Source organism: Lysinibacillus boronitolerans JCM 21713 = 10a = NBRC 103108 (assembly GCF_000772935.1).
Lineage (GTDB): Bacteria > Bacillota > Bacilli > Bacillales_A > Planococcaceae > Lysinibacillus > Lysinibacillus boronitolerans.
Map to the genome: position 1 here is coordinate 273,518 of NZ_JPVR01000080.1, position 25,475 is coordinate 298,992.

Consider the following 25,475-nt stretch of genomic DNA (forward strand, 5'->3'; position numbering starts at 1 on the left):
ATTAAAAATTAAATCCACCAAAAGAATCGGATTCGGACATATGATTTTTTTCCATTATTTCATAAGTAATTTCTTCATCAGTGTGATGACGTAATTCAATGATATAATCAAAATCCTCTATTTTATATTCTGAGTGCTGAACAAACATATCTGGATGCTCTACAACTTTTATACAAGGCATATTCATCATTTCACGCACTAATTGCAAATGTTTCTCATCAGATGAACGTCGAGTCACAATACCATCTAGAATAAAAATATTGTTACGACTAAATTCATCTCCCACAAGCTTATTACGAACTGTTTGCTTAATCATTGTAGATGATAAAAAGATCCACTTTTTATTGGCGCAGACACTTGCGGCTACTATGGATTCAGTTTTTCCCACACGTGGCATCCCACGAATACCAATCAGCTTATGCCCCTCTTTTTTAAAGAGCTCTGCCATAAAGTCAACTAAAATACCTAGTTCGTCTCTTACGAAATGGAATGTGTTTTTTTCGTCTGCATCTCGAGGAATATAACGACCATGCCTAATGGCTAATCGGTCACGAAGTTTTGGTTGTCGAAATTTGGTTACGTTAATATGTTCCATTGTCGAAACAATTGTACGAAAACGCTCAATTGCCTCATCATTGTCTGTATGCACTAACATACCACGTCGATCCTCATCTACACCATTTATTGATATAATATTGACACGAAGCATCCCTAAAAGTGAAGCAATATCTCCTAATAATCCAGGGCGATTCACCTGAATTTCATATTCAAAGTACCAATCGCTCAACACACTCGTTCCCTTCCTATTAGTTAACGTAAAAAATCCTTTATAAGTTCCATCATAGCTGATTTTTTATGTAATGGAAAGTTAGAATACATGGAATTACAGCGTTATTTGCTAATTTTTTTTGACGCCTGTTAAAAGGCTTACATATGTTCCCGTTTTTACAGATAAAAAGTTTATTGTATAACAAAAAGAGGAGATTGGCTCTCCTCTTTTATTTACTGCACATGCTTATTTTGTACAAGCTTAATGACACAATTCGCTAATGCATGTTTTTCATCTTCAGAGGCAACGCCCCATAAATCCGACAGCACTCGCTCTTGTTCGTTTTTAGGATCGACATTTGTCGCCAAATATTCCCCAATTTGGACAGCAGCCGTTTGAATCATTTTCTTCGGCATACCGCTTGATTCAGCTTGCATAACGTTTTGCCCTAAAAACGATGTCCATTTTTGCCAGTTTTCTAAAATGGTCATATTCTTCCTCCTCCTTTACACAAGTAGTATGTGCAAAAGAGATTATTATATGTACCAGCCTCCATTTAATCGTACGATTTGTCCTGTCACATAATCAGCTTTACCAGACAAATAAAAACGTACCATTTCAGCCACATCCCTTGTTTGTCCAATGGAACCTAGTGGGATATCGTCCAAAATGTATTGAAGCTCTTCTTGACTTAGATGGCTGTTCATTGAGGTATTTATAAAGCCAGGAGCAATAGCATTCACTCTAATCCGAGATAATGCCGCTTCTTTTGCATAGGATTTAACAAAAGCATGTTGCGCACCCTTAACAGTTGCATAAAGTGCCTCCCCTGCTGAGCCAGCCTCTCCCCAAATGGAACCTATAAATAGTACATAGCTTACTTCATGCTTGCGAAGTTTTCCAGAAAGTAAAGCTGTTAATCTCATAGGATTTTGAACATGAACACGCCATAAAGCATCCATATCCTCCACTGTCGTATCTTCGAGCAATGAATAATGGGCTTGTCCATTGGCAAAAACAATTGCCTGCACATTGAAAATTTGCGCGGCTACTAATTCTGCTCCATTAACGATTGAAAAATCCCCCTGTACAAGCATAAATTCTTGTGCAGGGAAATTTTCGGAAAGCATTTCACATAATCTCTGTGCCGCATTTTGATTGTTTGAATAATGTACATAGATGGACCAGCCGTCCTCAGCTAAGCTTTGACAAATGGCGTGACCGATATCACCTGATGCACCTAAAACAAGGGCAAATTTTTTCACTGTGCATCCTGCTTACTTGGCAGAATTTTAAAGACTGTTTGCTGTGTTTCACCTTGGATAGAAGCAAATGCTTTTTGTAAGTCCTCAACGGTTAAAGTCTCAAGTACTGGTACTACATCAAATAAATTCATGTCATTAAAAGAATATCGTGTGAATTGGTTTGCGATAAACTCGATCGAATTTAGTGCACGTAGGAAGAACCCAATTTTTTTGCGTTTTATACGATCCAAACCAGCAGGATCGAATTGGCTATTTCCTTCATATTTTGCTAATTCGTCCATAATCGTTTTTGCCAATTTATCAGGCTCTGCTGAATCTGAACCAATCATGGCAAATCCAAAGCCATTTTCTAAGGTAAAATCAAAAGCATACGTCTCATCAATTAAACCTTCCTCGTAAACACGTTCATAAAAATCAGAAGTACGTCCAAAAATAAGTTCAAGCGCAATTTGAACGGACAACTCATGCTTTAACATGTCCTGACCTGATAAATTAGTGTCTTTCGCTTTTAAACCAACATAAATTTTTGGTTTTTGAACATCCATATTTAATGTACGTTCCTTAATGGCTACCTCTGTTGGTTCTATATCAAAGAAGCGTTGAATTGGCGTTGGTTCTGGGAACTCTTTTTTACCTTGATTGTCACGAATAAACGTCATCATTTCCTCTGGTTCTACAGCACCAATCACAAATAACAACATATTCGAAGGATGATAAAACGTATTGTAGCATGTATATAAATGCTCTGCTGTAATGCCATCAATCGATTCAATCGTACCAGCAATATCAATTTTCACAGGATGATGATGATACATATTTTCGATTGTGCCAAAATATAGACGCCAGTCTGGTTGATCGTCATACATTGTAATTTCTTGCCCAATAATTCCTTTTTCTTTATTGACAGTAGCCTCTGTAAAATATGGTTCTTGGACAAAATTCAATAATGTTTCTGTACTTTTATAAATATTGTCGGTAGACGAAAATAAATAAGCTGTACGTGTAAACGATGTAAATGCATTCGCAGAAGCACCATATTCGCTAAATTTTTGGAAAACGTCTCCATCCTCTTTTTCGAACATTTTATGCTCTAAAAAGTGCGCAATACCATCTGGTACAGTAATACTTTCTGTTTCGCCAATTGGTACAAACGTACGATCGACAGAGCCGTACTTTGTTGTGAATGTAACAAATGTTTTAGAGAAGCCCTTTTTCGGCAATATATAAACATCTAAGCCATTGTCTAGCTTTTCATAATAAAGTGTTTCATCTAATTGTTTAAATTCTATTGTTTTCATTGTGCGGCTTGCTCCTTTCCACATAAGAAATAGACCGCTTCAAGCTGCACTTGCTTTGCCATTGCAACAACATCTTCCTTTGTCACAGCTTTCCACTTATTTGCCCAGGCTTCAACTGAAAATTCCTCAGGTAAATCTTTATATTGATCAAAAATTTCGATTTGTCCTCGTGCAGAATCTAAGGACTCTTTTAGCTGATTTGTCAGCATAGCCTTTGTTTGTTCCAATTCTAAATCTGTAATGTCTCCAGCCTGCATGACGGCAAGTTGTTCTTTAATTAAAGATAGCGCTTTTTCTTCATTTTTAGCTTCAATACCAGATACAACAAATACAAGTCCATAATGCGATGCATAGGAACTAGAAGCATAATAAGCAAGGCTCTCTTTTTCACGAACATTCATAAACAACTTGGCATGTGGATATCCACCAAAAATGCCATTAAAAATTTGCATCTTAGAGAAATCTACATCACCAAATCTAACAGGTGTGCTAAAGCCAATATGAAGTTTACCTTGTTTCATTTCATGCTGTTCTCTTACATAATCATTGGCAGGATGTTGTTGTGGAAGCACTGCTGGCACTTCCTCAGGTGTACGATCATTAAATGGTAGCGCTTTTTTTAATTTCGCAACAATTTCCTCTTCATTAATGTCCCCAGCAACATAAATATCAATTTTGTCGTTAGCTAGCATCGATTGATACGCCTCAAATAAAGAGGCAGGTGTAATTTTTTGAATTTCTTCGACACTACCATTCGCTGAAATGGATGCTGGTTCATTTGGTCTCAGGATTTGTTGTAGACGGAATTGTGCAAAGCGAGATTTATCATCAAAAATAGATTCAATACGTTGAATAACTGTCTTTTTCTCACGCTCAACAACGGATTCCTTAAAGACACCATTTTCTAGATTAGGCTCAAAAATAGCTGTATGCAATAAACCAAGGACTTCGTTTAAGACACTTGTATTCGCTAGATAATGATCATTAACAGTCTCTACATTCATAAGAACTGTATGCTCATTTCCGCGCTTCGATGTATCAAAATACAAAACTGTACCATACAAGTCATCTAAAAAGCTTCGAAAAGCAGCCGTTGTCTTATATTTAGCATTACTGTGCTGCAGTACATTTGTTAACACTGTACGCTCTGATGCACTTTTAGCTGTTAATGCTCTTCTCCATTTAATTGAAAAATTTACGGTTTTAAATTGGGTCGTTTGTCGGATATGCAAATTGACACCTTTTGCAAAAGGTATTGTTTTAAACATATGAAACCCTCCTATCCTTCTTAATATAACGATGTACTACACATACTATACATGTCTATTGTCTATAATTGCAAAAGGAATCCAAAGTATGTATGGGAAAAATTAAAAATTACGCCAATCCTATATAAAAAGGACTGAGCATAGCTTGCTCAGTCCTTAAAATGCTTTTCTTAACGTTTACCTTTAATATAAGGCTGTCCACTCGCTTTTGGAGCGTTTGCTTTACCAATAAAGCCTGCTAAAGCAAGGATTGTTAATACATACGGTAAGATTTGCAGATAAACGGCTGGAACATTTTCGATAAATGGAATCTGGTTCCCTGCAATACTTAATGTTTGTGCTAAACCGAAGAATAAAGCTGCACCTAGCGCACCAATCGGATGCCATTTCCCGAAAATCATGGCAGCAATCGCCATGAAACCTTGACCAGCAATTGTTGCATGTGAGAAGTCGTGCGTAATTGTTTGTGCATAGACAGCACCACCAAGTCCACCTAGAGCTCCAGAGATCATAACAGCAATATAACGCATTTTATTGACGTTAATCCCCATTGTATCTGCCGCCATTGGGTGTTCACCTACAGCGCGAAGGCGTAAGCCAAATGGTGTTTTATAAATAATAAACCAAGCACCAAAAGCTACCACAAACGCCAGAATAGACGTACTGTAAACATCATGGAACAATAAACGTCCAAAGAACGGAATGTCCTCTAAATAAGGAATACCAAAACGGCGAATCGGTTGGTCAATCATATCTGTTTGACCTTTATCATAAATCATTTTTACCAAGAATACAGTAGCAGCTAAGCCTAATAAGTTAATCGCTACCCCTGATACCGTTTGATCGGCACGGAATGAAATAGAAGCAACGGCATGGAAAAGTGAGAAAATCGCACCAATTACAACAGCCGCTAGCATTGCTACCCAAACAGTTGCCGCACCTAATGATGAAGCAAATTCTAAATTGATAAATATACCAACAAAAGCACCGACAATCATTAAGCCCTCTAGCCCGATGTTGACAACACCAGAGCGTTCAGAGAATACCCCACCGATGGCTGTAAAAATCAAAGGTGTTGCATATAGAATCGCTGAAGGGATGATGAAATATAACATTTCTAAAAAGCTCATGTTATTGTCCCTCCTTTTTCTTGCTCAGCTTTTGTAAGCCTACTCGAATAATATAGCCTGATGCAACGAAGAAGATAATCAATGCAATGATAATGGATACGATCTCTTCTGGGATACCCGCAGCATTTGGCATATTTAATGCACCATATTTTAAAGAACCGAAAAGGGATGCCCCAAATACTACGCCAAGTGGTGTATTGGCACCAAGTAAAGCAACGGCGATACCGTCAAAACCAATTCCTGTAAAGCCAGGTTTAATGGATGCGTTTTGGAACGTTCCTAATGCTTCCATCGCGCCGCCAAGACCTGCAAACATACCAGAAATCGTCATAGCTAAAATAATATTTTTATTGACACTCATACCTGCATAATCAGCAGCATTTTTGTTAAAACCTACTGCTTTTAGCTCGTAGCCCCGTGTTGTTTTTTCTAGAATGAACCACATCACAACTACCATTAAAAGTGCAACAATGATCCCATAGTGAAGACTTGAATTGTCTGTAAGCTCTCTTAAAAACGGAGAACGTAAAGAGGCTGACTCATGGATACGTTCTGTTTTAAAGCTGCCATCGGACAATTTTTTAATTACTGCATTTGCAATATAAAGTGCAGTGTAGTTTAGCATAATTGTCGCAATAACTTCATGAACTTTAAATTTCGCTTTTAAGAAACCTGCAATAAAGGCCCAAAATGCACCTGCAGCTGCTGCTGCAAGCAATGCTAATGGTAAGTGAATGATTTTAGGCAGTTCAAACGCATAACCTACCCAAGCTGCGGCTAACCAACCTAAAATTAGCTGACCTTCAACACCGATATTGAAGAGCCCTGTGCGGAATGCAAATGCTACAGCGAGACCTGCTAAAATATATGGTGTAATTTGACGAATTGTGTTCCCGATTGAATATGAATCTCCAAAAATACCTGTCCAAAGAGCGATATAACCTTGCACTGGGTCATAGCCACTGACTACCATGACGATAGCCCCTACAATTAAACCGATAATGATAGAGATGATAGGAACGAGTATATTAATGACACGATTTGACATTAGTCGTTCCCCTCCTTCGCATCACGCTTGATATTTTTTTTACTTTGCCCTGCCATTAGTAAGCCTAGCTCTTGTTCAGTCGTTTCTTTCGGATTTAACTCATCGACAATTTGTCCATCATAGATAACGGCAATTCGATCCGAAACATTCATCACCTCATCTAATTCAAATGAGATTAGCAAAACGGCTTTCCCTTTATCACGTTGCTCAATTAGACGAGAGTGAATGAATTCAATAGCTCCTACATCAAGTCCACGTGTTGGTAGAGCAGCAATTAATAGATCAGGGTTACGGTCAATTTCACGACCAATAATTGCTTTTTGTTGGTTACCACCTGATAATGCACGAGCTGGTGTCATCTCCCCATTACCAGTACGCACATCATACTCTTTAATGATTTGGCGAGCTTTCTCTGACACCTTTTTATAGTCCATGACAAAGCCCTTCGCTATTGGAGATTGGTAATATGTTTGCAATGCAATATTATGACCAATTGGGAAATCTAAAACTAAACCATGCTTATGACGGTCTTGTGGAATATGTCCTACGCCTTCCTCTGTAATTTTACGAGGCTTCATGTTAGTAATATCTTTACCATTCAGCTTGACTTTACCACTTTTAATTTTGCGTAGACCTGTAATGGCTTCAATTAATTCAGATTGACCATTACCATCAATACCCGCAATACCCACGATTTCACCTTTACGAACATTTAAATTAAGACCTTTAACTTTATCAATATTTCGATAATCTGTAACAACCAAGTTCTCAATTGCAAGCACTTCGTCAGTTGGTGTCGCATCCGTTTTTTCCGTTTTGAATTCAACTTGACGGCCAACCATCATTTCAGCAAGCTGATCAGGATTTGTGGCAGCGGTTACAACAGTGCCAATCCCTTCTCCCTTACGGATAATCGTCACACGGTCTGAAACTTCCATAATTTCTTTTAGCTTATGCGTAATTAAAATAATGGATTTACCTTCTTCGATAAGACGACGCATTATTTGAATTAATTCGGTAATTTCTTGCGGTGTTAATGATGCAGTTGGTTCATCAAAAATTAAAATTTCGGCACCGCGATACAATGTTTTTAATATTTCTACACGTTGTTGCATACCAACCGTGATATCCTCGATTTTGGCGTTTGGATCCACATCTAATCCATACTTTTCAGAAAGTGCTTGTACTTTCTTTGCCGCATCTTTTATATTCACAATTCCCATTTTAGTAGGCTCAGTGCCTAAAATGATATTTTCTGTTACTGTAAAGTTTTCTACCAACATAAAATGTTGATGCACCATGCCAATCCCTAAATCATTGGCAATATTCGGGTTTGTAATTTTTACTGCCTTCCCACGTACACGAATTTCGCCACCTTCTGGTTGATACAAACCAAAAAGGACATTCATCAAAGTCGATTTACCTGCACCATTTTCACCTAGCAATGCATGAATCTCGCCTTGTTTCAGTTGGAGGGTGATATTATTATTCGCCACGAAATTACCGAATTCTTTACGGATTCCTAGCATTTCAATCACATAATCCAAATTTGTCACTCCCTTAATAGGCACTATTATTAAGTATTTTTGCCTTAGCGTATAGTATCTGCTGCTACATGATGGATGGTACAGATAAGCCATACGTCCAGTAATGAATTTTCTACCAGAGGCTATATTTTATTGACCGATTTAATATCCCACGTATAGAGGTAGATGTTTTGCTAAATTAATACAGGAAAGGTCATCGTTAGAAACCTTTCTTCTATTAACTTGTTACCATCATTATTCAAATCATAATTACTACCTCTATAAGGTTCCTATAAATCTAGCTAAATAGAGTATTGCGAATAATCTAAATATAACGATAGATTGAAAAATCATCATAAGGTCCTTCTAAAAGTCCCTTATGATGATCAAAAGATGAATTATTTTTCCACTTTTTCTGGAACTTTGATTTCACCCTTAGCAATTTTCTCTTTATATTCGTCGATTACTTTTTGTACATCTTCTGGAATCGCACCGCGAGAATCCGCAAGTTTAACGCCATCTTCAGCTAAACCGTAAACAAGTGTTTCTCCACCTGGGAAATCACCATTTTTCGCTCTATTTGAAATATCTACTACTGCTGTATTAACACCTTTTAACATAGAAGTTAGTGTAACGTTTGTTTTATCGTCTACTTTACCTTCTTCGTATTGGTCAGCATCTACACCGATAACCCATACATCAGCATTTGGATCTTTCGCTTTACGCTCTTTTGCTTCAGAGAATACACCGTTACCAGTTGCACCAGCAGCGTGGAAGATTACATCTACCCCTGAAGAATACATGCTGTTCGCTGTAATTTTACCAAGATCCGCTTTATCAAACGCACCAGTATATTTTACTTGAATTTCGATATCTGGGTTTACTGCTTTAGCACCTTCAACGAAACCAGCGTGGAAACGGTTAATAACTGGAATATCAACGCCGCCTACGAAGCCGATTTTACCTGTTTTAGATGTTTTCGCTGCAGCAACACCTGCTAAGAAAGCACCTTCTTGCTCTTTGAACAGTACGTTTACTACGTTGTCTGCTTCTACTTCAGCATCGATTAATGCAAAGTGATTATCTGGATTTTCAGAAGCAACTGCATCAATTGCATCAGCCATCATGAACCCGATACCAAATACTAGGTTAAAGTCACGACGAACTAAGTTGTTTAAGTTTGTTTCATAGTCAGCATCTGAAGCTGATTGTAGGTAGTCAAAACCACCATCACCTTTTGATAAACCGTGTTCTTTACCGTAAGCTTGTACACCTTCCCATGCAGATTGGTTGAATGATTTGTCATCCACGCCACCTACGTCAGTAACCATTGCTACTGAGAAAGCTTCTTCTGTGCTTTCGCCGCCTGAAGCTTTGTCATTTTCTTTCGCTGGCTTTTCGTCGTCTTTCGTACCACAAGCACCTAAAATAGCACTTGCCGCTAATACTGATGTTAATACTAAACCAAATTTACGTTTTTTCATTTAATTAACCCCCCAAAGGTATTGTAATTAGCAGGAAAAAATTTAGAAATGTTCTACACCCGTTTACGAACTACATGGAAGCTGAATTTATCAGCTCGGAAATAATTTTTTGAATAGAGCACTACTTGATCATGATCATCATAATGCAATTGCTTTAACACTAAAAGAGCTGTCTCACGTCCACAATTTAAAATCGGTGAGGCTTGTTCATGATACCCAACTGGATCAATATAGGTTACAGCATAAGCTACATGAATTTTGCCAGATTGCTCAAGTGCAGAGAACAGTGAAACTTCTTTTTTTTCGACAAAGTCAGTAGGCAGGAAGCTTGCAGGTAGCCTGTCTATGCAGTATACTACTGGCTCACCATCCGCTGTTCTGACACGTTCAATCGTGAGTATTTTATCGTCGCCATCACTTTGGAAGCGTTTTAAATCTTCCTCAGAAGGCACGTGCTCAGTCGCTTTTAAAAACCGCGAACCTGGCTCCATACCTGCTGCCTCGATCATAGAAGAAATACTAGATAGATGCTCGATGCCTGATGTAAACAACGGCTTCGGGTTGACAAAAGTCCCAACCCCATGTCGGCGCACAATCACATTTTCCTCTTCCAACAGTCGAAGTGCTTCTCTAAGTGTTGCTCGACTGACTCCTAGTGATTTCGATAATTCAAATTCTGAAGGCAGCTTTTCATTTTCTTTAAAAATGCCAGCCTCGATGTCAGATTTTAAACGATCGATAACTTGAAGATAGAGATGACGATGATCTGCTTTAATAGTCACATATATCACCACCAAAATCAGAGATCAGACATCTGATGTACAACATTCCTACTAATCGTTCATAAATATAACATTTTTGCAGAATGAAATAAACAGTTTTGAGTAAAATCTGTTATAGAATTCATTCTTTCTTTATTTTATCTGCAAATTTTTGGACATAAATACAGTTACTCTCACCATTTTCAGCTTCATTTTTTGTTTAGTTATCGTATTGGTGAACAAGTACTTGACGAGGTTTACTACCCTCTGGAGGCCCAACAATACCGCGTTGTTCCATCTGATCAACAATACGTGCAGCTCTTGAATAACCAATTCGGAAGCGACGTTGAAGCATTGAGACAGATGCTGTTTGCATATTGACAACTAATTGGACTGCTTCATCATATAAATCATCTGTTTCCTCTAAAATGGTTTCTTCTTCAGTAGGAATCATCTCCTCCTGATACTGCGCTTTTTGCTGTTCTATAACAAAATGAACGACTGCTTCCACTTCTTGATCTGATAAAAAGGCACCTTGCACCCTTTTTGGCTTAGAAGCTCCAGCAGGTAAAAATAACATATCACCTCTTCCTAGTAAACGTTCGGCTCCACCCATGTCTAAAATTGTTCTCGAATCAATTGCGGAAGAAACTGCAAAAGCAATTCTGGATGGAATATTTGCTTTAATGACACCTGTTAGAACATCTACACTTGGTCGTTGTGTGGCAATTATCAAATGAATGCCAGCAGCCCTTGCCATTTGTGCTAAACGTGTAATTGAATCCTCTACATCACTTGAAGCGACCATCATCAAATCCGCTAACTCATCTACAATAACCACGATATATGGTAGCTTTGGATGCTTCTCCTCTGTTTGTTCATTAACCTTTTGTACATGTGCATTATAACCCTCTATATTTCTTGTACCTGTATGAGAAAACAAATCGTAGCGACGTTCCATTTCAGATACCACTTTTTTCAGTGCTTGCGAAGCTTTACGTGCATCTGTTACGACAGGCGCTAATAAATGAGGAATCCCATTATAAACGTTTAATTCAACCATTTTTGGGTCAATCATCATGAGCTTCACTTCATGCGGTTTTGTACGCATTAGGATGGATACAACAATGCCATTTATACAAACACTTTTCCCACTGCCTGTAGAACCAGCTACAAGTAAATGTGGCATTTTATTGAGCTCTGCTAGTACAGCTTGTCCTGTAATATCACGGCCAAATGCTACCTGTAATAATGCTTCAGGCTTAGCACCATCCTTCGATTCCAATACCTCACGAAGTGTTACAATGGCTACCTCACTGTTAGGTACTTCAATACCAATCGCAGATTTCCCTGGAATTGGCGCTTCCATACGAATATCTTTAGCTGCTAATGCTAATGCAAGATCATCTTGCAAATTGACAATTTTGCTTACTTTCACACCGATATCAGGTAAAATTTCATATTTTGTGACAGCAGGACCTAAATGCACTTGTGTCACCTTTGCCTTTACTCCAAAGCTTTGTAACGTTTGCTCAAGCTTTTTGGCATTCGCTTGAATCACTGAATATTCACCACTTTGATCATGTTGTGGTGGTAATTGTAATAAATTATATGATGGAAGCTGATAGTCTGCATTTTCTACTGCATCTGTGCCCTGAATCTGGACATCATCCGTTGTTTCTTCTAGTTCATTTTCCAACAAGTGAGTTGTATCAAACACTTCTCTTTCCTGTGAAACATTCTGTGTAAAAGCAGAAATAATCGGCTCATGTGGTATTTCTTCTTCCTGTTCAGGCATATCTATAGATTGATTAACGGCTGCTACCTCATCTCCACTCTCTACTCTTGAACGACGATTATTTGGCTTTTTCGGTGTATTTTTTTTCTTATCACGGTGCTTTTTTTTCCATTTGCCAAATATATCTGGTGTTTTTTCTGCTAAATAAGGCACTAATGCTTTTCCAGTGACAAGAATTAATCCGATAAAGAAAATAACCCAAGCAACAACTTTTGCCCCAGAGGCTTCAAATAACACATGAAGCCCACTAAATAGTAGGGCACCAATCATACCACCCCCCAAAGCATTACTGCGATGGATGATGCCTTCTGTATTAATCAAAATTCGCCATGATTCACGTAGCACAGAATCAGAGAGTAGACCACCTGATTTGGATAGTTGTTCAAATAATATGCCATGACTAAAAATCGTTAAGCTCATAACAATGAGAAACATGCCCAGTATTAATCGATCCTTTATCCCAACTTTTTTACGACCAATCATCATTAACAATGCAACAAATATAAGCATAAATGGAACAGCAAAATGTAAATTACCTAAAAGGAACATGGCGATTGTTTGTAGAATCCGCCCGATCATGCCGTATTCAAAAATCATAATGACTGCTAGCGCAATTAAGAGCAACCCTAAAATTTCGTACATAAGCGGATGCATTTCTTTTTTTTCTGTTGTCGCCTTACTTTTAGCAACTTTTTTTCTCTTACTAACTGCCATCTATTTCACCTTCTTCTGCAATCCATTCTATATATGTAGCGAATCATCACATGTAGAACTTGATTATTTCAAAAAAAGGATTTTCCACCGCAATTGGGAGAAAATCCTTTTTCATTTATTTTTTCCTCAAAGCATATACGATGAGTTTGTTCAATTAATATTCCATAATAATAGGAATAATCATTGGGCGACGTTTTGTTTTTTGGAATAAATACGTATTTAGCGTATCTCGAATTTCTTGTTTAATATTCGTCCATTCAAAGGTTTCTTTCCCAACGTACTTTTCAATCACATTCTTCGCAATGTCAGAAGCCTCAATCATTAATTCCTCTGATTCTCGTACATAGACAAAGCCTCGTGATAAAATTTCTGGGCCAGAGGCAATTTTCTTTTGTGCTCGATTTAATGTTACCACCACAATGAAAATACCATCCTGCGATAATAATTTACGGTCACGAAGTACAATATTACCTACATCGCCTACACCAATACCGTCAATTAAGACATTACCAGCTTGTACACGACCACTCATGCGCATTTTATTATTTTTATATTCTACGATATCCCCTTTATCAGCGATAAAAATTTGGGATTTTTGCATACCAAGCTGTTGTGCTAATTTTGAGTGTGCAATTAGCATACGGTATTCTCCTTGTACAGGAATAAAATACTTTGGTTGCATTAAGTTTAGCATCAGCTTTAAATCTTCTTGACTACCATGTCCTGAAACATGAACATTTTTGCTAGAAGTCAAAATTTCAGCGCCTGCTTTTGACATAGAGTTCATTGTATTTGCCATTTGAACTTCCATGCCAGGAGAAGGTGTAAAGGTGATTAGTACCGTGTCACCTTGTTTAATTTTAATGTCACGATGGTGTTTACGGACAATTTTTTCTAAAGCATCGAGGGGTTCTCCTCTATTGCCTGTTGTAATAATGATAATTTCATCATCTTGATATTTTTGCATTTCCGATATCGGAATTATTGTATCTTCTTCAACTGTTAAATAGCCAAGCTGTACGCCTAGATCAACCGCTTTTTCCAATGGTTTACCCACAATCACAACCTTACGGAATGATTTCTGGGCTTGAGCAAATACTTGTTGAATTCGAATAAAGTTTGATGCGTAAACAGCTACTAAAATACGACCTGGTGCTGAGTGGAATGTTTTTGATAATTGTTCTTCAATGACAATCTCTGATGTCGTATATCCTGGTCGCTCAGCTTCGCAAGACTCCGATAATAGAATAAAGACGCCGTCTTCTCCTAGCTGTGCCATTTTTGCTAAATCAGGTTTAAATTTACCTGTCGCTGACTGATCGAATTTAAACTCTCCTGTATGAACAATCGCGCCTTCAGATGTATGGAACACTACCCCTAACGAATCGGGAATACTATGTGTTGTGTGGAAGAATGTTACATACGTTGAGTTAAAATTCATACGACTACGGTTTGTTACTTCAAAAAACTTCACCTGATGTGGTGCAGGTAATTCTTTTAAATGTTCCTTTGCTAATGCAATGGTTAATTTTGATCCGTACACAGGTGCCTTTATTTTTTGTAATACATAGGCAATAGACCCAATCGCGTCTTCATGACCATGTGTTAAGAAAATACCCTTCACACGTTCTTTATTTTCTTCTAAGTACGTAATGTCAGGAATCACGATATCTATACCTAGCATTTCATCTTCTGGGAACATTAAGCCGCTATCCACCACAAATAGTTCTTCATCAATTTCTACTACGTACATTGCTTTCCCAATTTCGCCTACACCACCAAGAGGGATGATGCGGATTAATTCATTTTTCTTTTTTGTCAATTTATTTCCTCCTAAAAAATATCCCGAACAGCAACCACTTAACATTTATTATACGGTTTGCAAAGCTTTTGCACAAATTAAAAATACATGTTTCACGTTGGAAATAGATTTTCCTGCTATTTGCTTATTGCTAGCAGATGGCAAACAAAAATTGGATATCCTGTATAAATAGAGCTTAATTAGTATTTGTGAGGACAAGGAGTTACAGATTTGGTTAAAACATTTTATTTTATAAGATATAAAAAAACGAGGCTGAAATGCTATCAGCCTCGTTACTATTTATCTAAAACTCTTCGCTTTTTCTTGATACGTATCCCAAATTCGGTCAAAATTAGCTTTCTCTTCATCTGTCATTTCCATCATTGGCAAACGGACATTGAGTGTATCAAATCCTAATTTTGTCATCGCATATTTAATCGGTGAAGGGTTGGGTTGAGCGAACAGCGCACGTACTAAAGGTAATAAGGCTCGGTGAATTTTGGCTGCTAGCTTATGATTTCCTTCTTCAAACGCTTTAATCATTAATTGCATATCATTACCTACCACGTGTGCAGCTACAGAAATAACACCCGCTCCACCAATGGCCATTAGTGGGAGTGTTAAACCATCGTCCCCACTATACACTAAGAAATTATCATCTGGATCTACATTCTCAATAACATCACCCATCTGATCTAAGTTACCGCTCGCTTCTTTAATCCAAGCAATATTAGGAATCTTGCTTAATGCAACAGAAGTTTCATAGGCAACATTGACCCCTGTACGCCCTGGGACATTATAAAGCATAACTGGGAGACTCGTTTGTTTAGCAATGGTTTCAAAGTGAGCATAAATCCCACGTTGATTTGGCTTATTATAGTAGGGAGCTACAAGCATAATGCCGTCTGCTCCATTTTCTTCTGCTTTATGTGTCATTGCAATAGAGTAAGCTGTTTCATTATCCCCAGTACCTGCAATAACTGGTACGCGACCTGCTACTTTCTCTACTGTAAAGCGAACAACTTCAATCTTCTCTTCTGTAGACATAGTTGGGTTTTCAGAAGTCGTACCACAAGCAACAATACAATCAGTACCATTGTCTATTAAATGATTAATAATACGTTCTAGTTCTGGATAATTAATCGTGCCATCATTTTTGAACGGCGTAATCATAGCCGTTCCAATTCGACCTAAATTCATCCTTACACCCCTCTTATAGTAAGTTATCCTCAAGCATTGCTTCTGCAATTTGGATAGAGTTTAATGCGGCGCCTTTTAATAAATTGTCAGAAACGATCCATAGATGGAACCCTTTGCTGTTGTCTAAATCTTGACGGATACGTCCTACAAAAGTAGCGTCTTCCCCTTCTGCATAAATAGGCATTGGGTAAGTTTGTGTTGCAATATCATCTTGTAATACCACACCTGGTGCATTGCGTAATACATCAAAAATCTCTTGGATTGACGCTTCTTTCTCTACCTCAATATAAACAGATTCAGAGTGACCTGAAACGACTGGCACACGAACACAAGTAGCAGCTACTTTTAGCTCTGGTGCATGCATGATTTTTTTCGTCTCATTAATCATTTTCATTTCTTCGTATGTAAATCCATTATCTGTGAATTTATCGATTTGTGGAATGACATTACGAGCAATTGGGTAATGACGTTTATCACTACCAGACGGTAAAATATTGGCTTCTACATCTTTACCTGCATCCCAGTTTTCGCTTTGTGCCTTTAATTCTTGGATCGCAGAAATCCCCGCACCTGATACTGCCTGATAAGTTGAAACAATTACTTTTGTTAAACCAAATGCATTACGAATTGGTTCAAGTGCAGCTACCATTTGAATTGTAGAGCAGTTTGGATTCGCAATAATCCCTTTATGCTCCGCTAAGTCGCCTCGATTCACTTCAGGCACAACAAGCGGTACCTCTGGATCCATACGAAAATGGCTTGTATTATCAATAACTACTGCACCACGCTTAGCTGCTTCTGGTGCAAGCGCGGCAGATACTGAGCCACCAGCTGAGAATAAAGCGACATTGACGCCTTCGAAAGCCTCAGGTGTCGCTTCTTCAATTGTATATGTTTCACCATTAAATTCGATTGATTTTCCTGCTGAACGAGCAGAAGCTAAAAATTTAATATGTCCAATCGGAAATTTACGTTTAATCAACTGCTCCATCATTTTTGTTCCTACTGCTCCTGTTGCCCCAACAACCGCAACTGTTAACTGCTTTGTCATCTGTCATCTCTCCTTGAATACATGTTCCATAATGTGTGCTATTGTATCACAAAAATACTGAAAATTGTGTGTAATCTCTTATTTATTTGAAATATTGTATCAACAGCGGTTGTAATTGCTTTTTCTGCGTAATTGCTGCATGAACAGTATCCACCATTTGCTCAAAATCAGCAATTAAAGAATTTGGTTTGGAGTGAGGGGCATCCTGACCAAATGGAATAAAATATATATTTTTGGCATTTAACAATTTCATAATATTTATGCCATTTAAGCCTAGTGCATCATTTGTGGAAATACCTAAAACTACAGGCGAACCATTACGCAAAGTTGCCTTCGCTGCCATTAATACAGGGCTATCTGTTGCTGCATTAGCAAATTTACTAATGCTATTGCCTGTCATGGGGGCGATGACCATTGCATCTAATGGATTGGATGGGCCAAATGGCTCCGCCTCTTTTATAGAAGAAATAACTTTTTCTCCTGTCAAAGCTTCTATTTTTGCAATCCACTCTTCTCCTGTACCAAAGCGAGTAGCTGCATGTAAAACGGAATGCGTAATAATTGGAATAACTGTTGCTCCGACATCAATAAAATTTTGGATTTTAGGTACTACATCTTCATACGTACAATGGGAAGCAGTAATACCTAGGCCAATTCGTTTCCCCGTTAACAATTTTCTTCCTCCTCTATTGCCTTGCACAATATTGTAGCTGCATCATGTGCAAAGTATTTCCCAGGCAATGACGGCAATAGTACATACGTTTGTAGTTGCTCAGAATCTATATCTAAACAGCCTGGCTCTGAAGCCAAGTCGTATAAAACTGTTGGAACATGCTCTATAAAAGACTCTGTAATCCATTTAGCAGGAATTGTATTTATAAAAATGCCATCCGTAATAGACCATTGGCGATCATCTAAATTCGTTGCTTTATAACCATATGCTTTTGCTTCACTCACTTGTACAACTGAACGTGCAACAATATGAACATTTGCACCCATCTTAACTAGTAAAGAGGCGAGCATTTTTGCGATGCGCCCAAAACCTGCGATTGTGAAATTTTGTCCGTAAATACATTTTTGCTCGAGTCCGTAAAACGTGGCGATAAATCCCTCTGCTGTTAATCGAGCATTTTGCCAAATAAATGATTCTTGCTGTAAATAGCAAATAGATTCATTTTTCTCTAGTAACTGCTTCCAATGCATTGTTAATCGACCTGTATAAAATTTCACTTGTGATATACCATAGAGCTGCTCAACTTCTATTTTTAATGGAAGAATGGGTAGTACAATTTTATTGGGCTGGAATTCTAAAACAAGTTTATTTAACTCTTCGTTCCATACGGTCGTTCTTTTATAAAACACTGTTCTCGATGGACTTCTTAGCATTGTAGCTAGTTCCTTTAACCGGGAGTCCTCACCGATAACAAGCCATTTTTCGTTTTCCAAAAGCTCACCTCACTGTAAATATTCTGACTGTACTGTAGATGTCTTATTAAATAAAATACGATCTTCACCAATTAAAATAATTTCGTGCCAAGGTATCATTTCACTAACTTTCATTTTCTTTTTTTGGAATGGTAGTTTATCTTTCACAATTTCAAAGCCATGTATTTTCCCTGTTTGCACATCTAATAGGCATTCTGTATGTGCCAGGATGCCAAAATGTACGCCACCCTCAATTTGAATTAACTCCTTATCCACCATCTCAGATAGTAGCATGCCTCATCTCCCTCCTTGAGCCGTTACCTCAATATATGCCGAGTTTTTGCAAATCGTGACCCCTACCAAAAGTACGAATATGTTGCATTTTCATCACCAACTGTATATAGTGTGTATATACAGTAATAAGAGGTGATGATTTGTGCATATCCATTTAAGTAATGCGAGTGAAAAACCTATTTATGAGCAAATCACCATACAGCTCAAAGAGGCTATTTTGGCTAATAAATTACAGGCAGGTGACGCACTACCGTCTATCCGCGCTCTAGCAAAGGATTTAAAAATAAGTGTGATGACCACTAAACGGGCTTATGCTGATTTAGAGCGAGACGGTTTCATTGAAACAGTCGCTGGTAAAGGGAGCTTTGTCACAGAACGAAATCAAGACTTTCTACGTGAGGAGCTATTACGGCAGGTAGAGGGGCATTTGCAAAGAGCAGCAAAAATAGCGAAAACCGCTGGACTTTCTAGTGAAGAATTGCGAGAACTACTATCTTTAATGTTAGAGGAGGATCAGTAAAATGAACGCCATTGAAATTCATGATTTACATAAGGGCTTTGAAGGCTTTTTTCTCAAAAATATAAGTTTTTCCGTCCCTCAAGGCACTGTCATGGGATTTGTTGGGGAAAATGGGGCTGGGAAATCAACAACGATAAAATGCATGCTGAATTTACTAAAAAAAGAATATGGCGAAATTTTGCTATTTGGCAAAGATCATGTCGAACATGAACTATCGATAAAAAACGACATCGGCGTTGTATTTGACGATTTACATGTACCAGAAACGCTAAATGCGACGCAACTCGACAAAATCATGAGCAAAGTATTTCAAACATGGGATTCAGGCTATTATTTTGAAAGGTTAGCTCAATTTAAGGTGCCAAAGAGGAAGAAGATTAAGGAACTATCACGAGGGATGAGGATGAAGCTATCGATCGCCTTAGCATTGGCACATCATCCAAAACTATTGATTTTAGATGAGCCCACAAGTGGATTAGACCCTATTATTCGGGATGAAATTTTGGATTTATTTTTAGCATTTATGCAGGATGAAACGCACAGCATTTTATTTTCTTCTCATATTACAAGCGACTTAGAAAAAATTGCTGACTATATTACGTTAATTCATAATGGTGAAATTTTATTGAGCGAGAGTAAAGATGCTCTTTTATATGAATATGGTATTTTCAAAGGAAATAGTGAGGAAGTAAACGACTTACCGAAGCATGCTATTCTGAGAACCCGTCCTGGTACGTTTGGAATAGAAGCATTAGTGCTGAAAAAGGAAGTAAATGAGGCTTTCAGACTTGAAAGACCTTCTATAGAAGATATCATGCTATTTTTTGTGAAAGGTAGTGTTTGAATATGGTAGGACTTATCTTAAAAGATTTAATGACCATTCAACGTCAAATGAAAGCACAAGCATTTGTTCTTGTATTTCTTCTTGTGATGGCGATATTTATGCAGCAAAGCTCAATGCTCCTAGCTATTATTGTCTTTATTGTTACGATACAAGCGATAACTGCGCTTAGCTACGATGAACAAAGTAAGTGGGATAAATATGCGAATACTTTACCAATTTCTAAAGCGGATATTGTTTTTAGTAAATATATACTTAGTGTGATGTTAATGATTATCGGCCTTGTGATGGCTTTACCTATCCTATTTTTTATCAATTTCTTTACCAATAACGAAACAGAATTTTTCCTAACGTTTAATTTGATTGTAACATTGGCGCTCTGTTCGTTAGCCGTGTTACTACCTATCTATATTAAATTTGGCTCTATTAAAGGAAGGATCGTCCTAATTGCGCTATGTTTTATCCCTGGCTTCTTAACAGGGATGTTTAAAGAATATATTCCTGATATGCCCCAAACCTTTTTATATTTAAAGCAATATGTCTATTTAACACCTTTTGGCGGACTTTTACTGCTATGCCTCTCCTCTTTAGTTTCTACAGCTATTTATAAAAGAAAAGAGTTTTAGGAGGTATCTCATGCGAGCACTATTGTTACAAAGAATTGTCGTACAAAAATGGATTATTCTTTTTGCAATGATTATATGTTTACTTTTTAATTTTGTTCACATACCTTTTGTAGATAGTCCTTCCATTGGATTATTTGTTGTCGTTATTTCTGCCAACCTCGTAGATAATTTATATAGAGGCGATCGTCAAGTAAAGTGGAACGTGTATGTCAATACTCTACCACTTTCAAAGAAGACACAATTGCAATCCGATTTTCTATTTTGCTATGGTCTTATTTCGTTACTCTTTATTGTCCTAGCGCCAACGTATTTCTCACAACCTGAAGCCTCTGAAAATTTTATAGAGCATTTAGCTATGTACTTTGCTTATATAAGTAGCGCCTCTTTCCTCATCTGTAGTCAATTTTATATTCAGCATCTTGAGGAAACAGAGGGAATGCGAACAGTTAGAATGCTTACAGCTGTTGTGCTTATCATTCTGCTAAATTTTGTTATTCATTACTATTTATCACTAGTAGCAGCAAATTTAATTATCTTGTTCATACCAACACTGGTTAGTATCCTCATCAGTTTTATTGTGTTTTACAAATGTCTTTATTTATATATGGCAAAGGAGATTTACTAAACAGTCATCAAAAAATAGGCTACTTTATTTGGCTGCTTATTTTTAATCGTATTGAATAACAAAACAGTTAATTAAAATGGAAATGGATTTCCGTTGCAGGCTACTTGCATTCCTATGGGTATGCGCAAAGCTGCCTCTTTCGCTACCTCTCCGTTTAGAGATTGGTCTGTCTCGTGAAGTACCTTCCACGCCAGCCCAAAGTGTTACCTTTTTAGCAAAGGTATGCACTCCTCATTATGGAGGGCTGCTGTCACTTATCCAAATTGGAAATAATAGGCTATTTTGCTAATGATGATAAACGAATAGAAAAGGAGAACTTTGAAAATAATCAAAGTTCTCCTTTTCTAGGTATCAATATAATAAAAAATTCGTTATAGCCTGGAAAAAATGCTATCCTTATTAAAATATTTTTATTCGCTAGGACCAATGATTGAGATAGCTGGTTCTGCTTTTAAAATTTTAGCAATCAGTCGATCTACTGACTCCATCGATACAGCATCTATCGATTTAAGAACCTCGTCTACTGTTCGATGCTTACGATGGACAAGTTCACTTGTTCCATTACGATTCATACGCGCCCCTGTCCCTTCTAACCCAAGGACAAAGCTACCTTTAAGCTGCTCTTTCGCATTATCAAGCTCCTCCTCTGTAACACCACCCGCTACAATATCTAATAAAGTGGCATCGATCGTGTGCTGAAGCTGCGCTAATTGCTGTCGACTAGTACTACCATAAATCGTAAAAGCACCTACATCGGCATAACACGATTGATAGGAAAAAATTGAATAGGCAAGCCCACGCTCTTCTCGTACTTCCTGAAACAAGCGAGAGCTCATGTTACCTCCAATAATATTGTTAAGCGCAATAAAGCTATACATATCTGGGTCTTTTACACCGATTGCTGGATATGAAATCGCAACATGTGCCTGCTCTGTATCGCGTATTTTTGTAATTTCCCCTGGATAAAATGAAGGATTTGTCAGGACAGGCGCCATAGCATATGGTGAAGGTTGATAGTGTCCAAATAAATCTTCAATCGTTTGCATAAGCTGAGATGAAATATTACCTGCAATCGAAATAACAACGGACTCTGGCCCATAATGTTTATCCATATAATGTCGTATAGCATCTGCTGTAAATGTCTTTAACGTAGCAGCTGTGCCTAGTATTGGACGACCGAGTGCATCATTCGGATACATGACGCCCCACAGCTTCTCATGAACATCATCATCAGGAGCATCTTCGCTCATTAATATTTCTTCTAATACTACTTGTCGCTCTTTTTCTAATTCTTCTTCCGCAAATGTAGAATTGAAAAACATATCCGCTAGTATTGTGACCGCAAGCTCCGCATGATGATCTAAAACTTTAGCATAGTAACATGTATTTTCTTTCGATGTGAAGGCATTTAGCTCTCCTCCGATTCGATCAAATTCTTCAGCGATTTGACGAGCTGAGCGAGTTGCTGTTCCTTTAAACAACATATGCTCAATAAAATGTGTGATACCATTCTCTTCAGGTAGCTCGTAGCGAGAGCCCGCATTCACAAAGATTCCTAATGCAACCGATCTCACATGATCAATTTGCTCTGATACAATACGAACACCATTCTGACATGTATGTACTTGAACCAAACTATCTCCCCCAATTATAAAAATCCTCTACTATTCTTCTTGCTACTATCGAAAAAGGCTGCGCAATTTACGCAGCCTTTTGATCGATATTATTTTTCTTGTTCAGCGCGCTCTTTTTCCTCTTGAATTACTACTTTGCGAGATAAATTCACACGACCTTGCTTGTCGATTTCAATCACTTTCACAAGTAATTGATCGCCAAGTTTTAAGACGTCCTCCACTTGCTTCGTACGTTCCTCTTGAATTTCAGAAATGTGAAGCAAGCCATCTTTCCCTGGGAAGATTTCACAAAAGGCTCCGAATTTTTCAATACGCTTCACTGTTGCTAAGTAGTATTCTCCTACTTTTGCTTCACGTACGATATCTTCAATAATTTGTTTTGCACGTGCATTCATTGCTTCATCAGCAGAAGAAATATAGATTGTACCATCTTGCTCCGTATCAATCTTAACGCCCGTTTCTTCAATAATTTTGTTAATTTGTTTACCACCTGGTCCAATTACATCGCGAATTTTATCAGGATTAATTTTTACAATAACAATTTTTGGTGCAAACTCAGATAATTGCTTACGTGGCTCTGCCAGTGTAGCAAGCATTGATTCTAGAATATGCATACGTCCAACTTTTGCTTGTGTCAGTGCTTCTTCTAAAATATTGCGAGATAAGCCATCAATTTTAATGTCCATTTGTAGCGCTGTTACACCTTTAGCTGTACCTGCAACTTTAAAGTCCATATCGCCTAAATGGTCTTCCATTCCTTGAATGTCCGTTAAAATAGAATAGTGCTCGCCCTTTTTAATAAGACCCATAGCAATACCTGCCACTGGTGCTTTTAATGGAACACCTGCATCCATCATGGCTAAAGTAGATGCACAAATAGAAGCTTGAGAAGTTGATCCGTTTGATTCAAGTACTTCTGATACACAACGAATTGTATAAGGGAAGACCGATTCATCAGGAATTACTGCTTCAAGTGCACGCTCACCTAACGCACCATGACCAATTTCACGACGACCTGGCCCACGGATTGGTCCTGTTTCCCCTACAGAAAATTGCGGGAAGTTATAATGGTGCATAAAGCGTTTTGACTCTTCCACACCTAAACCGTCAATAATTTGTACATCACCAAGCGCACCTAATGTACAAATAGAAAGTGCCTGTGTTTGTCCACGTGTAAATAGACCTGAACCATGTGTACGTTGTAATAAGCCTGTTTCAGAAGAAAGTGGTCGGATTTCGTCGAGCTTACGACCATCTGGACGAATCTTATCTTCCGTGATTTGACGGCGTACTTCTTCTTTTACCATCTTATCAAGAATTGTATACACTTGTTTCATTGTTTCGTCATCTGCTTCTTGCTCTTCATAGGAAGCGATAACTCGATCTTTAACAGCTTGGATTGCCTCATCACGTGCATGTTTCTCAGCCGTTTGAATAGCATCATGCATATCAGTCTCACAAGCTGCTTTTATATCGGCTTGAATCGCTTCGTCAATTTCAAATAGTGTCACTGGTAACTTTTCTTTACCAACCTCTGCCACAATCTGCTCTTGGAAAGCAATGATTTTTTTGATTTCTTCATGACCGAACATAATCGCTTCTAACATAATTTCCTCTGGTACTTCAAGCGCACCCGCTTCAACCATGTTAATAGCATCTTTGTTCCCTGCTACAGATAAATGAATTGTTGAGCGATTCGATTGCTCTACTGTCGGGTTGACAATGAATTCTCCATCAATATAACCAACTTGTACACCTGCTATTGGCCCATCAAATGGAATATCAGAGATCGCTAATGCTAGTGATGAACCAACCATTGCTGCCATTTCAGATGTACAGTCAGGATCATTTGACATAACCATAGAAATAACTTGTACTTCATTACGGAAACCATCCGGGAACATCGGACGAATCGGACGGTCGATTAAACGGCTTGCTAAAATCGCCTTTTCAGATGGACGTCCTTCACGCTTAATAAAGCCGCCAGGAATTTTACCCGCAGCATATAGACGCTCTTCATAGTTTACTGTTAATGGGAAGAAATCAAGTGGTTTAGGTGATTTTGACATTGTTGCTGTAGCAAGTACAGAAGTATCGCCATAGCGTACTAATGCGGCTCCGTTTGCTTGTTTTGCTAACTGTCCTACTTCAATTACAAGTGGACGGCCAGCCCATTCATAGGAATAGACTTTCTTTTCGTTCATTCAATGAACCCCTCTCTATTATAAAAACACTTACTTCGTCTGTATGTACTAATAGTAAGTGTACCAAAAATGCTTGTTCTATGCTAAATAATATTTCATGAAATAATCATACATTTAAATTCAGTTATTGCCAATTTATTTAAGATTTATTTCTTTATTTTATCGAAAAAGCATTTTTGGTATATGGATTTTT

Annotated in this window: 23 protein-coding genes; 4 read left to right on the top strand and 19 right to left on the bottom strand. The window is 37.9% G+C overall.

The window, feature by feature from the left end; translation table 11 throughout:
- Position 1: 1 nt before the first annotated feature.
- The 17 genes from CD31_RS19800 to CD31_RS19885 all read right to left on the bottom strand — a co-directional run bounded on the left by CD31_RS19800 (position 2) and on the right by CD31_RS19885 (position 18,832).
- Positions 2–787: a DUF3388 domain-containing protein gene (locus CD31_RS19800; RefSeq protein WP_026023397.1), complete on the bottom strand. Its 786-nt coding sequence runs from the start codon at positions 785–787 to the stop codon at positions 2–4.
- 215 nt (positions 788–1,002) lie between these two features.
- Positions 1,003–1,260: a DUF3243 domain-containing protein gene (locus CD31_RS19805; protein WP_004224939.1), complete on the bottom strand. Its 258-nt coding sequence runs from the start codon at positions 1,258–1,260 to the stop codon at positions 1,003–1,005.
- Between the two features lie 45 nt (positions 1,261–1,305).
- The gene (ymfI, locus tag CD31_RS19810) at positions 1,306–2,034 is read right to left on the bottom strand and encodes an elongation factor P 5-aminopentanone reductase (protein ID WP_036080361.1); all 729 of its coding nucleotides are present in this window, start codon (positions 2,032–2,034) and stop codon (positions 1,306–1,308) included.
- On the bottom strand, positions 2,031–3,332 hold the full coding sequence (gene yfmH / locus CD31_RS19815) for an EF-P 5-aminopentanol modification-associated protein YfmH (protein WP_036080363.1): 1,302 nt from the start codon (positions 3,330–3,332) through the stop codon (positions 2,031–2,033). The genes ymfI and yfmH overlap by 4 nt, the downstream gene beginning before the upstream one ends.
- On the bottom strand, positions 3,329–4,600 hold the full coding sequence (gene yfmF, locus CD31_RS19820; protein WP_036080366.1) for an EF-P 5-aminopentanol modification-associated protein YfmF: 1,272 nt from the start codon (positions 4,598–4,600) through the stop codon (positions 3,329–3,331). The genes yfmH and yfmF overlap by 4 nt, the downstream gene beginning before the upstream one ends.
- Positions 4,601–4,770: 170 nt before the next feature.
- Complete coding sequence (locus tag CD31_RS19825) at positions 4,771–5,730, bottom strand: ABC transporter permease (RefSeq protein WP_008178940.1); 960 nt, start codon at positions 5,728–5,730, stop codon at positions 4,771–4,773.
- 1 nt (position 5,731) lies between these two features.
- The gene (locus CD31_RS19830) at positions 5,732–6,778 is read right to left on the bottom strand and encodes an ABC transporter permease (RefSeq protein ID WP_004224945.1); all 1,047 of its coding nucleotides are present in this window, start codon (positions 6,776–6,778) and stop codon (positions 5,732–5,734) included.
- Positions 6,778–8,325, bottom strand: a complete 1,548-nt coding sequence (locus tag CD31_RS19835) for an ABC transporter ATP-binding protein (protein ID WP_036080373.1) — start codon at positions 8,323–8,325, stop codon at positions 6,778–6,780. The genes CD31_RS19830 and CD31_RS19835 overlap by 1 nt, the downstream gene beginning before the upstream one ends.
- Positions 8,326–8,702: 377 nt before the next feature.
- A complete protein-coding gene (locus CD31_RS19840; protein WP_036080376.1) occupies positions 8,703–9,788 on the bottom strand; it encodes a BMP family lipoprotein in 1,086 nt (361 codons plus the stop codon).
- 53 nt (positions 9,789–9,841) lie between these two features.
- Entirely contained in the window at positions 9,842–10,570 is a 729-nt protein-coding gene (locus CD31_RS19845; protein WP_036080379.1) for a GntR family transcriptional regulator, read from the bottom strand.
- A gap of 199 nt (positions 10,571–10,769) precedes the next feature.
- Positions 10,770–13,061, bottom strand: coding sequence for an FtsK/SpoIIIE family DNA translocase (locus CD31_RS19850; protein ID WP_036080382.1), 2,292 nt, complete (start codon positions 13,059–13,061; stop codon positions 10,770–10,772).
- A 154-nt stretch (positions 13,062–13,215) separates the two neighbouring features.
- On the bottom strand, positions 13,216–14,883 hold the full coding sequence (locus CD31_RS19855; RefSeq protein ID WP_016992825.1) for a ribonuclease J: 1,668 nt from the start codon (positions 14,881–14,883) through the stop codon (positions 13,216–13,218).
- Positions 14,884–15,162: 279 nt separating this feature from the next.
- The gene (gene dapA, locus CD31_RS19865) at positions 15,163–16,062 is read right to left on the bottom strand and encodes a 4-hydroxy-tetrahydrodipicolinate synthase (RefSeq protein WP_036080389.1); all 900 of its coding nucleotides are present in this window, start codon (positions 16,060–16,062) and stop codon (positions 15,163–15,165) included.
- Positions 16,063–16,075: 13 nt separating this feature from the next.
- Positions 16,076–17,113 carry an aspartate-semialdehyde dehydrogenase gene (locus tag CD31_RS19870; RefSeq protein WP_036080392.1) on the bottom strand — a complete coding sequence of 346 codons (1,038 nt, stop codon included), beginning with the start codon at positions 17,111–17,113 and terminating at the stop codon, positions 16,076–16,078.
- 82 nt (positions 17,114–17,195) lie between these two features.
- Positions 17,196–17,786 carry a dipicolinate synthase subunit B gene (locus tag CD31_RS19875; protein WP_004224962.1) on the bottom strand — a complete coding sequence of 197 codons (591 nt, stop codon included), beginning with the start codon at positions 17,784–17,786 and terminating at the stop codon, positions 17,196–17,198.
- Positions 17,780–18,559: an NAD(P)-dependent oxidoreductase gene (locus CD31_RS19880; protein ID WP_016992822.1), complete on the bottom strand. Its 780-nt coding sequence runs from the start codon at positions 18,557–18,559 to the stop codon at positions 17,780–17,782. The genes CD31_RS19875 and CD31_RS19880 overlap by 7 nt, the downstream gene beginning before the upstream one ends.
- A 9-nt stretch (positions 18,560–18,568) precedes the next feature.
- Positions 18,569–18,832, bottom strand: a complete 264-nt coding sequence (locus tag CD31_RS19885) for a YlmC/YmxH family sporulation protein (protein ID WP_004224966.1) — start codon at positions 18,830–18,832, stop codon at positions 18,569–18,571.
- Between the two features lie 142 nt (positions 18,833–18,974).
- On the opposite strand from CD31_RS19885, the gene CD31_RS19890 reads away from it, so the two are divergent.
- The 4 genes from CD31_RS19890 to CD31_RS19905 are packed head-to-tail and all read left to right on the top strand — an operon-like array spanning position 18,975 to position 21,444.
- On the top strand, positions 18,975–19,352 hold the full coding sequence (locus CD31_RS19890; protein WP_036080396.1) for a GntR family transcriptional regulator: 378 nt from the start codon (positions 18,975–18,977) through the stop codon (positions 19,350–19,352).
- 1 nt (position 19,353) lies between these two features.
- Positions 19,354–20,196, top strand: a complete 843-nt coding sequence (locus tag CD31_RS19895; RefSeq protein WP_036080400.1) for an ABC transporter ATP-binding protein — start codon at positions 19,354–19,356, stop codon at positions 20,194–20,196.
- Between the two features lie 2 nt (positions 20,197–20,198).
- Positions 20,199–20,819: an ABC-2 transporter permease gene (locus tag CD31_RS19900; RefSeq protein WP_036080403.1), complete on the top strand. Its 621-nt coding sequence runs from the start codon at positions 20,199–20,201 to the stop codon at positions 20,817–20,819.
- A 10-nt stretch (positions 20,820–20,829) separates the two neighbouring features.
- Positions 20,830–21,444, top strand: a complete 615-nt coding sequence (locus CD31_RS19905) for an ABC-2 transporter permease (protein WP_036080407.1) — start codon at positions 20,830–20,832, stop codon at positions 21,442–21,444.
- Positions 21,445–21,854: 410 nt separating this feature from the next.
- Here the strand turns inward: CD31_RS19905 and CD31_RS19910 are convergent, their stop codons facing one another.
- Together CD31_RS19910 and pnp are read right to left on the bottom strand one after the other, a co-directional pair.
- Entirely contained in the window at positions 21,855–23,078 is a 1,224-nt protein-coding gene (locus CD31_RS19910; protein ID WP_016992816.1) for a M16 family metallopeptidase, read from the bottom strand.
- A gap of 89 nt (positions 23,079–23,167) precedes the next feature.
- Entirely contained in the window at positions 23,168–25,282 is a 2,115-nt protein-coding gene (gene pnp, locus CD31_RS19915) for a polyribonucleotide nucleotidyltransferase (protein ID WP_036080410.1), read from the bottom strand.
- Positions 25,283–25,475 lie beyond the last annotated feature (193 nt).

Excerpts from the sequence above, each read along its gene's own strand:
- CD31_RS19805 (WP_004224939.1), bottom strand. The coding sequence starts at position 1,260 with ATGACCATTTTAGAAAACTGGCAAAAATGGACATCGTTTTTAGGGCAA.
- yfmH (WP_036080363.1), bottom strand. The coding sequence starts at position 3,332 with ATGAAAACAATAGAATTTAAACAATTAGATGAAACACTTTATTATGAA.
- yfmF (WP_036080366.1), bottom strand. The coding sequence starts at position 4,600 with ATGTTTAAAACAATACCTTTTGCAAAAGGTGTCAATTTGCATATCCGA.
- CD31_RS19825 (WP_008178940.1), bottom strand. The coding sequence starts at position 5,730 with ATGAGCTTTTTAGAAATGTTATATTTCATCATCCCTTCAGCGATTCTA.
- CD31_RS19830 (WP_004224945.1), bottom strand. The coding sequence starts at position 6,778 with ATGTCAAATCGTGTCATTAATATACTCGTTCCTATCATCTCTATCATT.
- CD31_RS19840 (WP_036080376.1), bottom strand. The coding sequence starts at position 9,788 with ATGAAAAAACGTAAATTTGGTTTAGTATTAACATCAGTATTAGCGGCA.
- CD31_RS19850 (WP_036080382.1), bottom strand. The coding sequence starts at position 13,061 with ATGGCAGTTAGTAAGAGAAAAAAAGTTGCTAAAAGTAAGGCGACAACA.
- dapA (WP_036080389.1), bottom strand. The coding sequence starts at position 16,062 with ATGAATTTAGGTCGAATTGGAACGGCTATGATTACGCCGTTCAAAAAT.
- CD31_RS19870 (WP_036080392.1), bottom strand. The coding sequence starts at position 17,113 with ATGACAAAGCAGTTAACAGTTGCGGTTGTTGGGGCAACAGGAGCAGTA.
- CD31_RS19885 (WP_004224966.1), bottom strand. The coding sequence starts at position 18,832 with ATGCTACTATCTGAGATGGTGGATAAGGAGTTAATTCAAATTGAGGGT.
- CD31_RS19895 (WP_036080400.1), top strand. The coding sequence starts at position 19,354 with ATGAACGCCATTGAAATTCATGATTTACATAAGGGCTTTGAAGGCTTT.
- CD31_RS19900 (WP_036080403.1), top strand. The coding sequence starts at position 20,199 with ATGGTAGGACTTATCTTAAAAGATTTAATGACCATTCAACGTCAAATG.
- CD31_RS19905 (WP_036080407.1), top strand. The coding sequence starts at position 20,830 with ATGCGAGCACTATTGTTACAAAGAATTGTCGTACAAAAATGGATTATT.
- pnp (WP_036080410.1), bottom strand. The coding sequence starts at position 25,282 with ATGAACGAAAAGAAAGTCTATTCCTATGAATGGGCTGGCCGTCCACTT.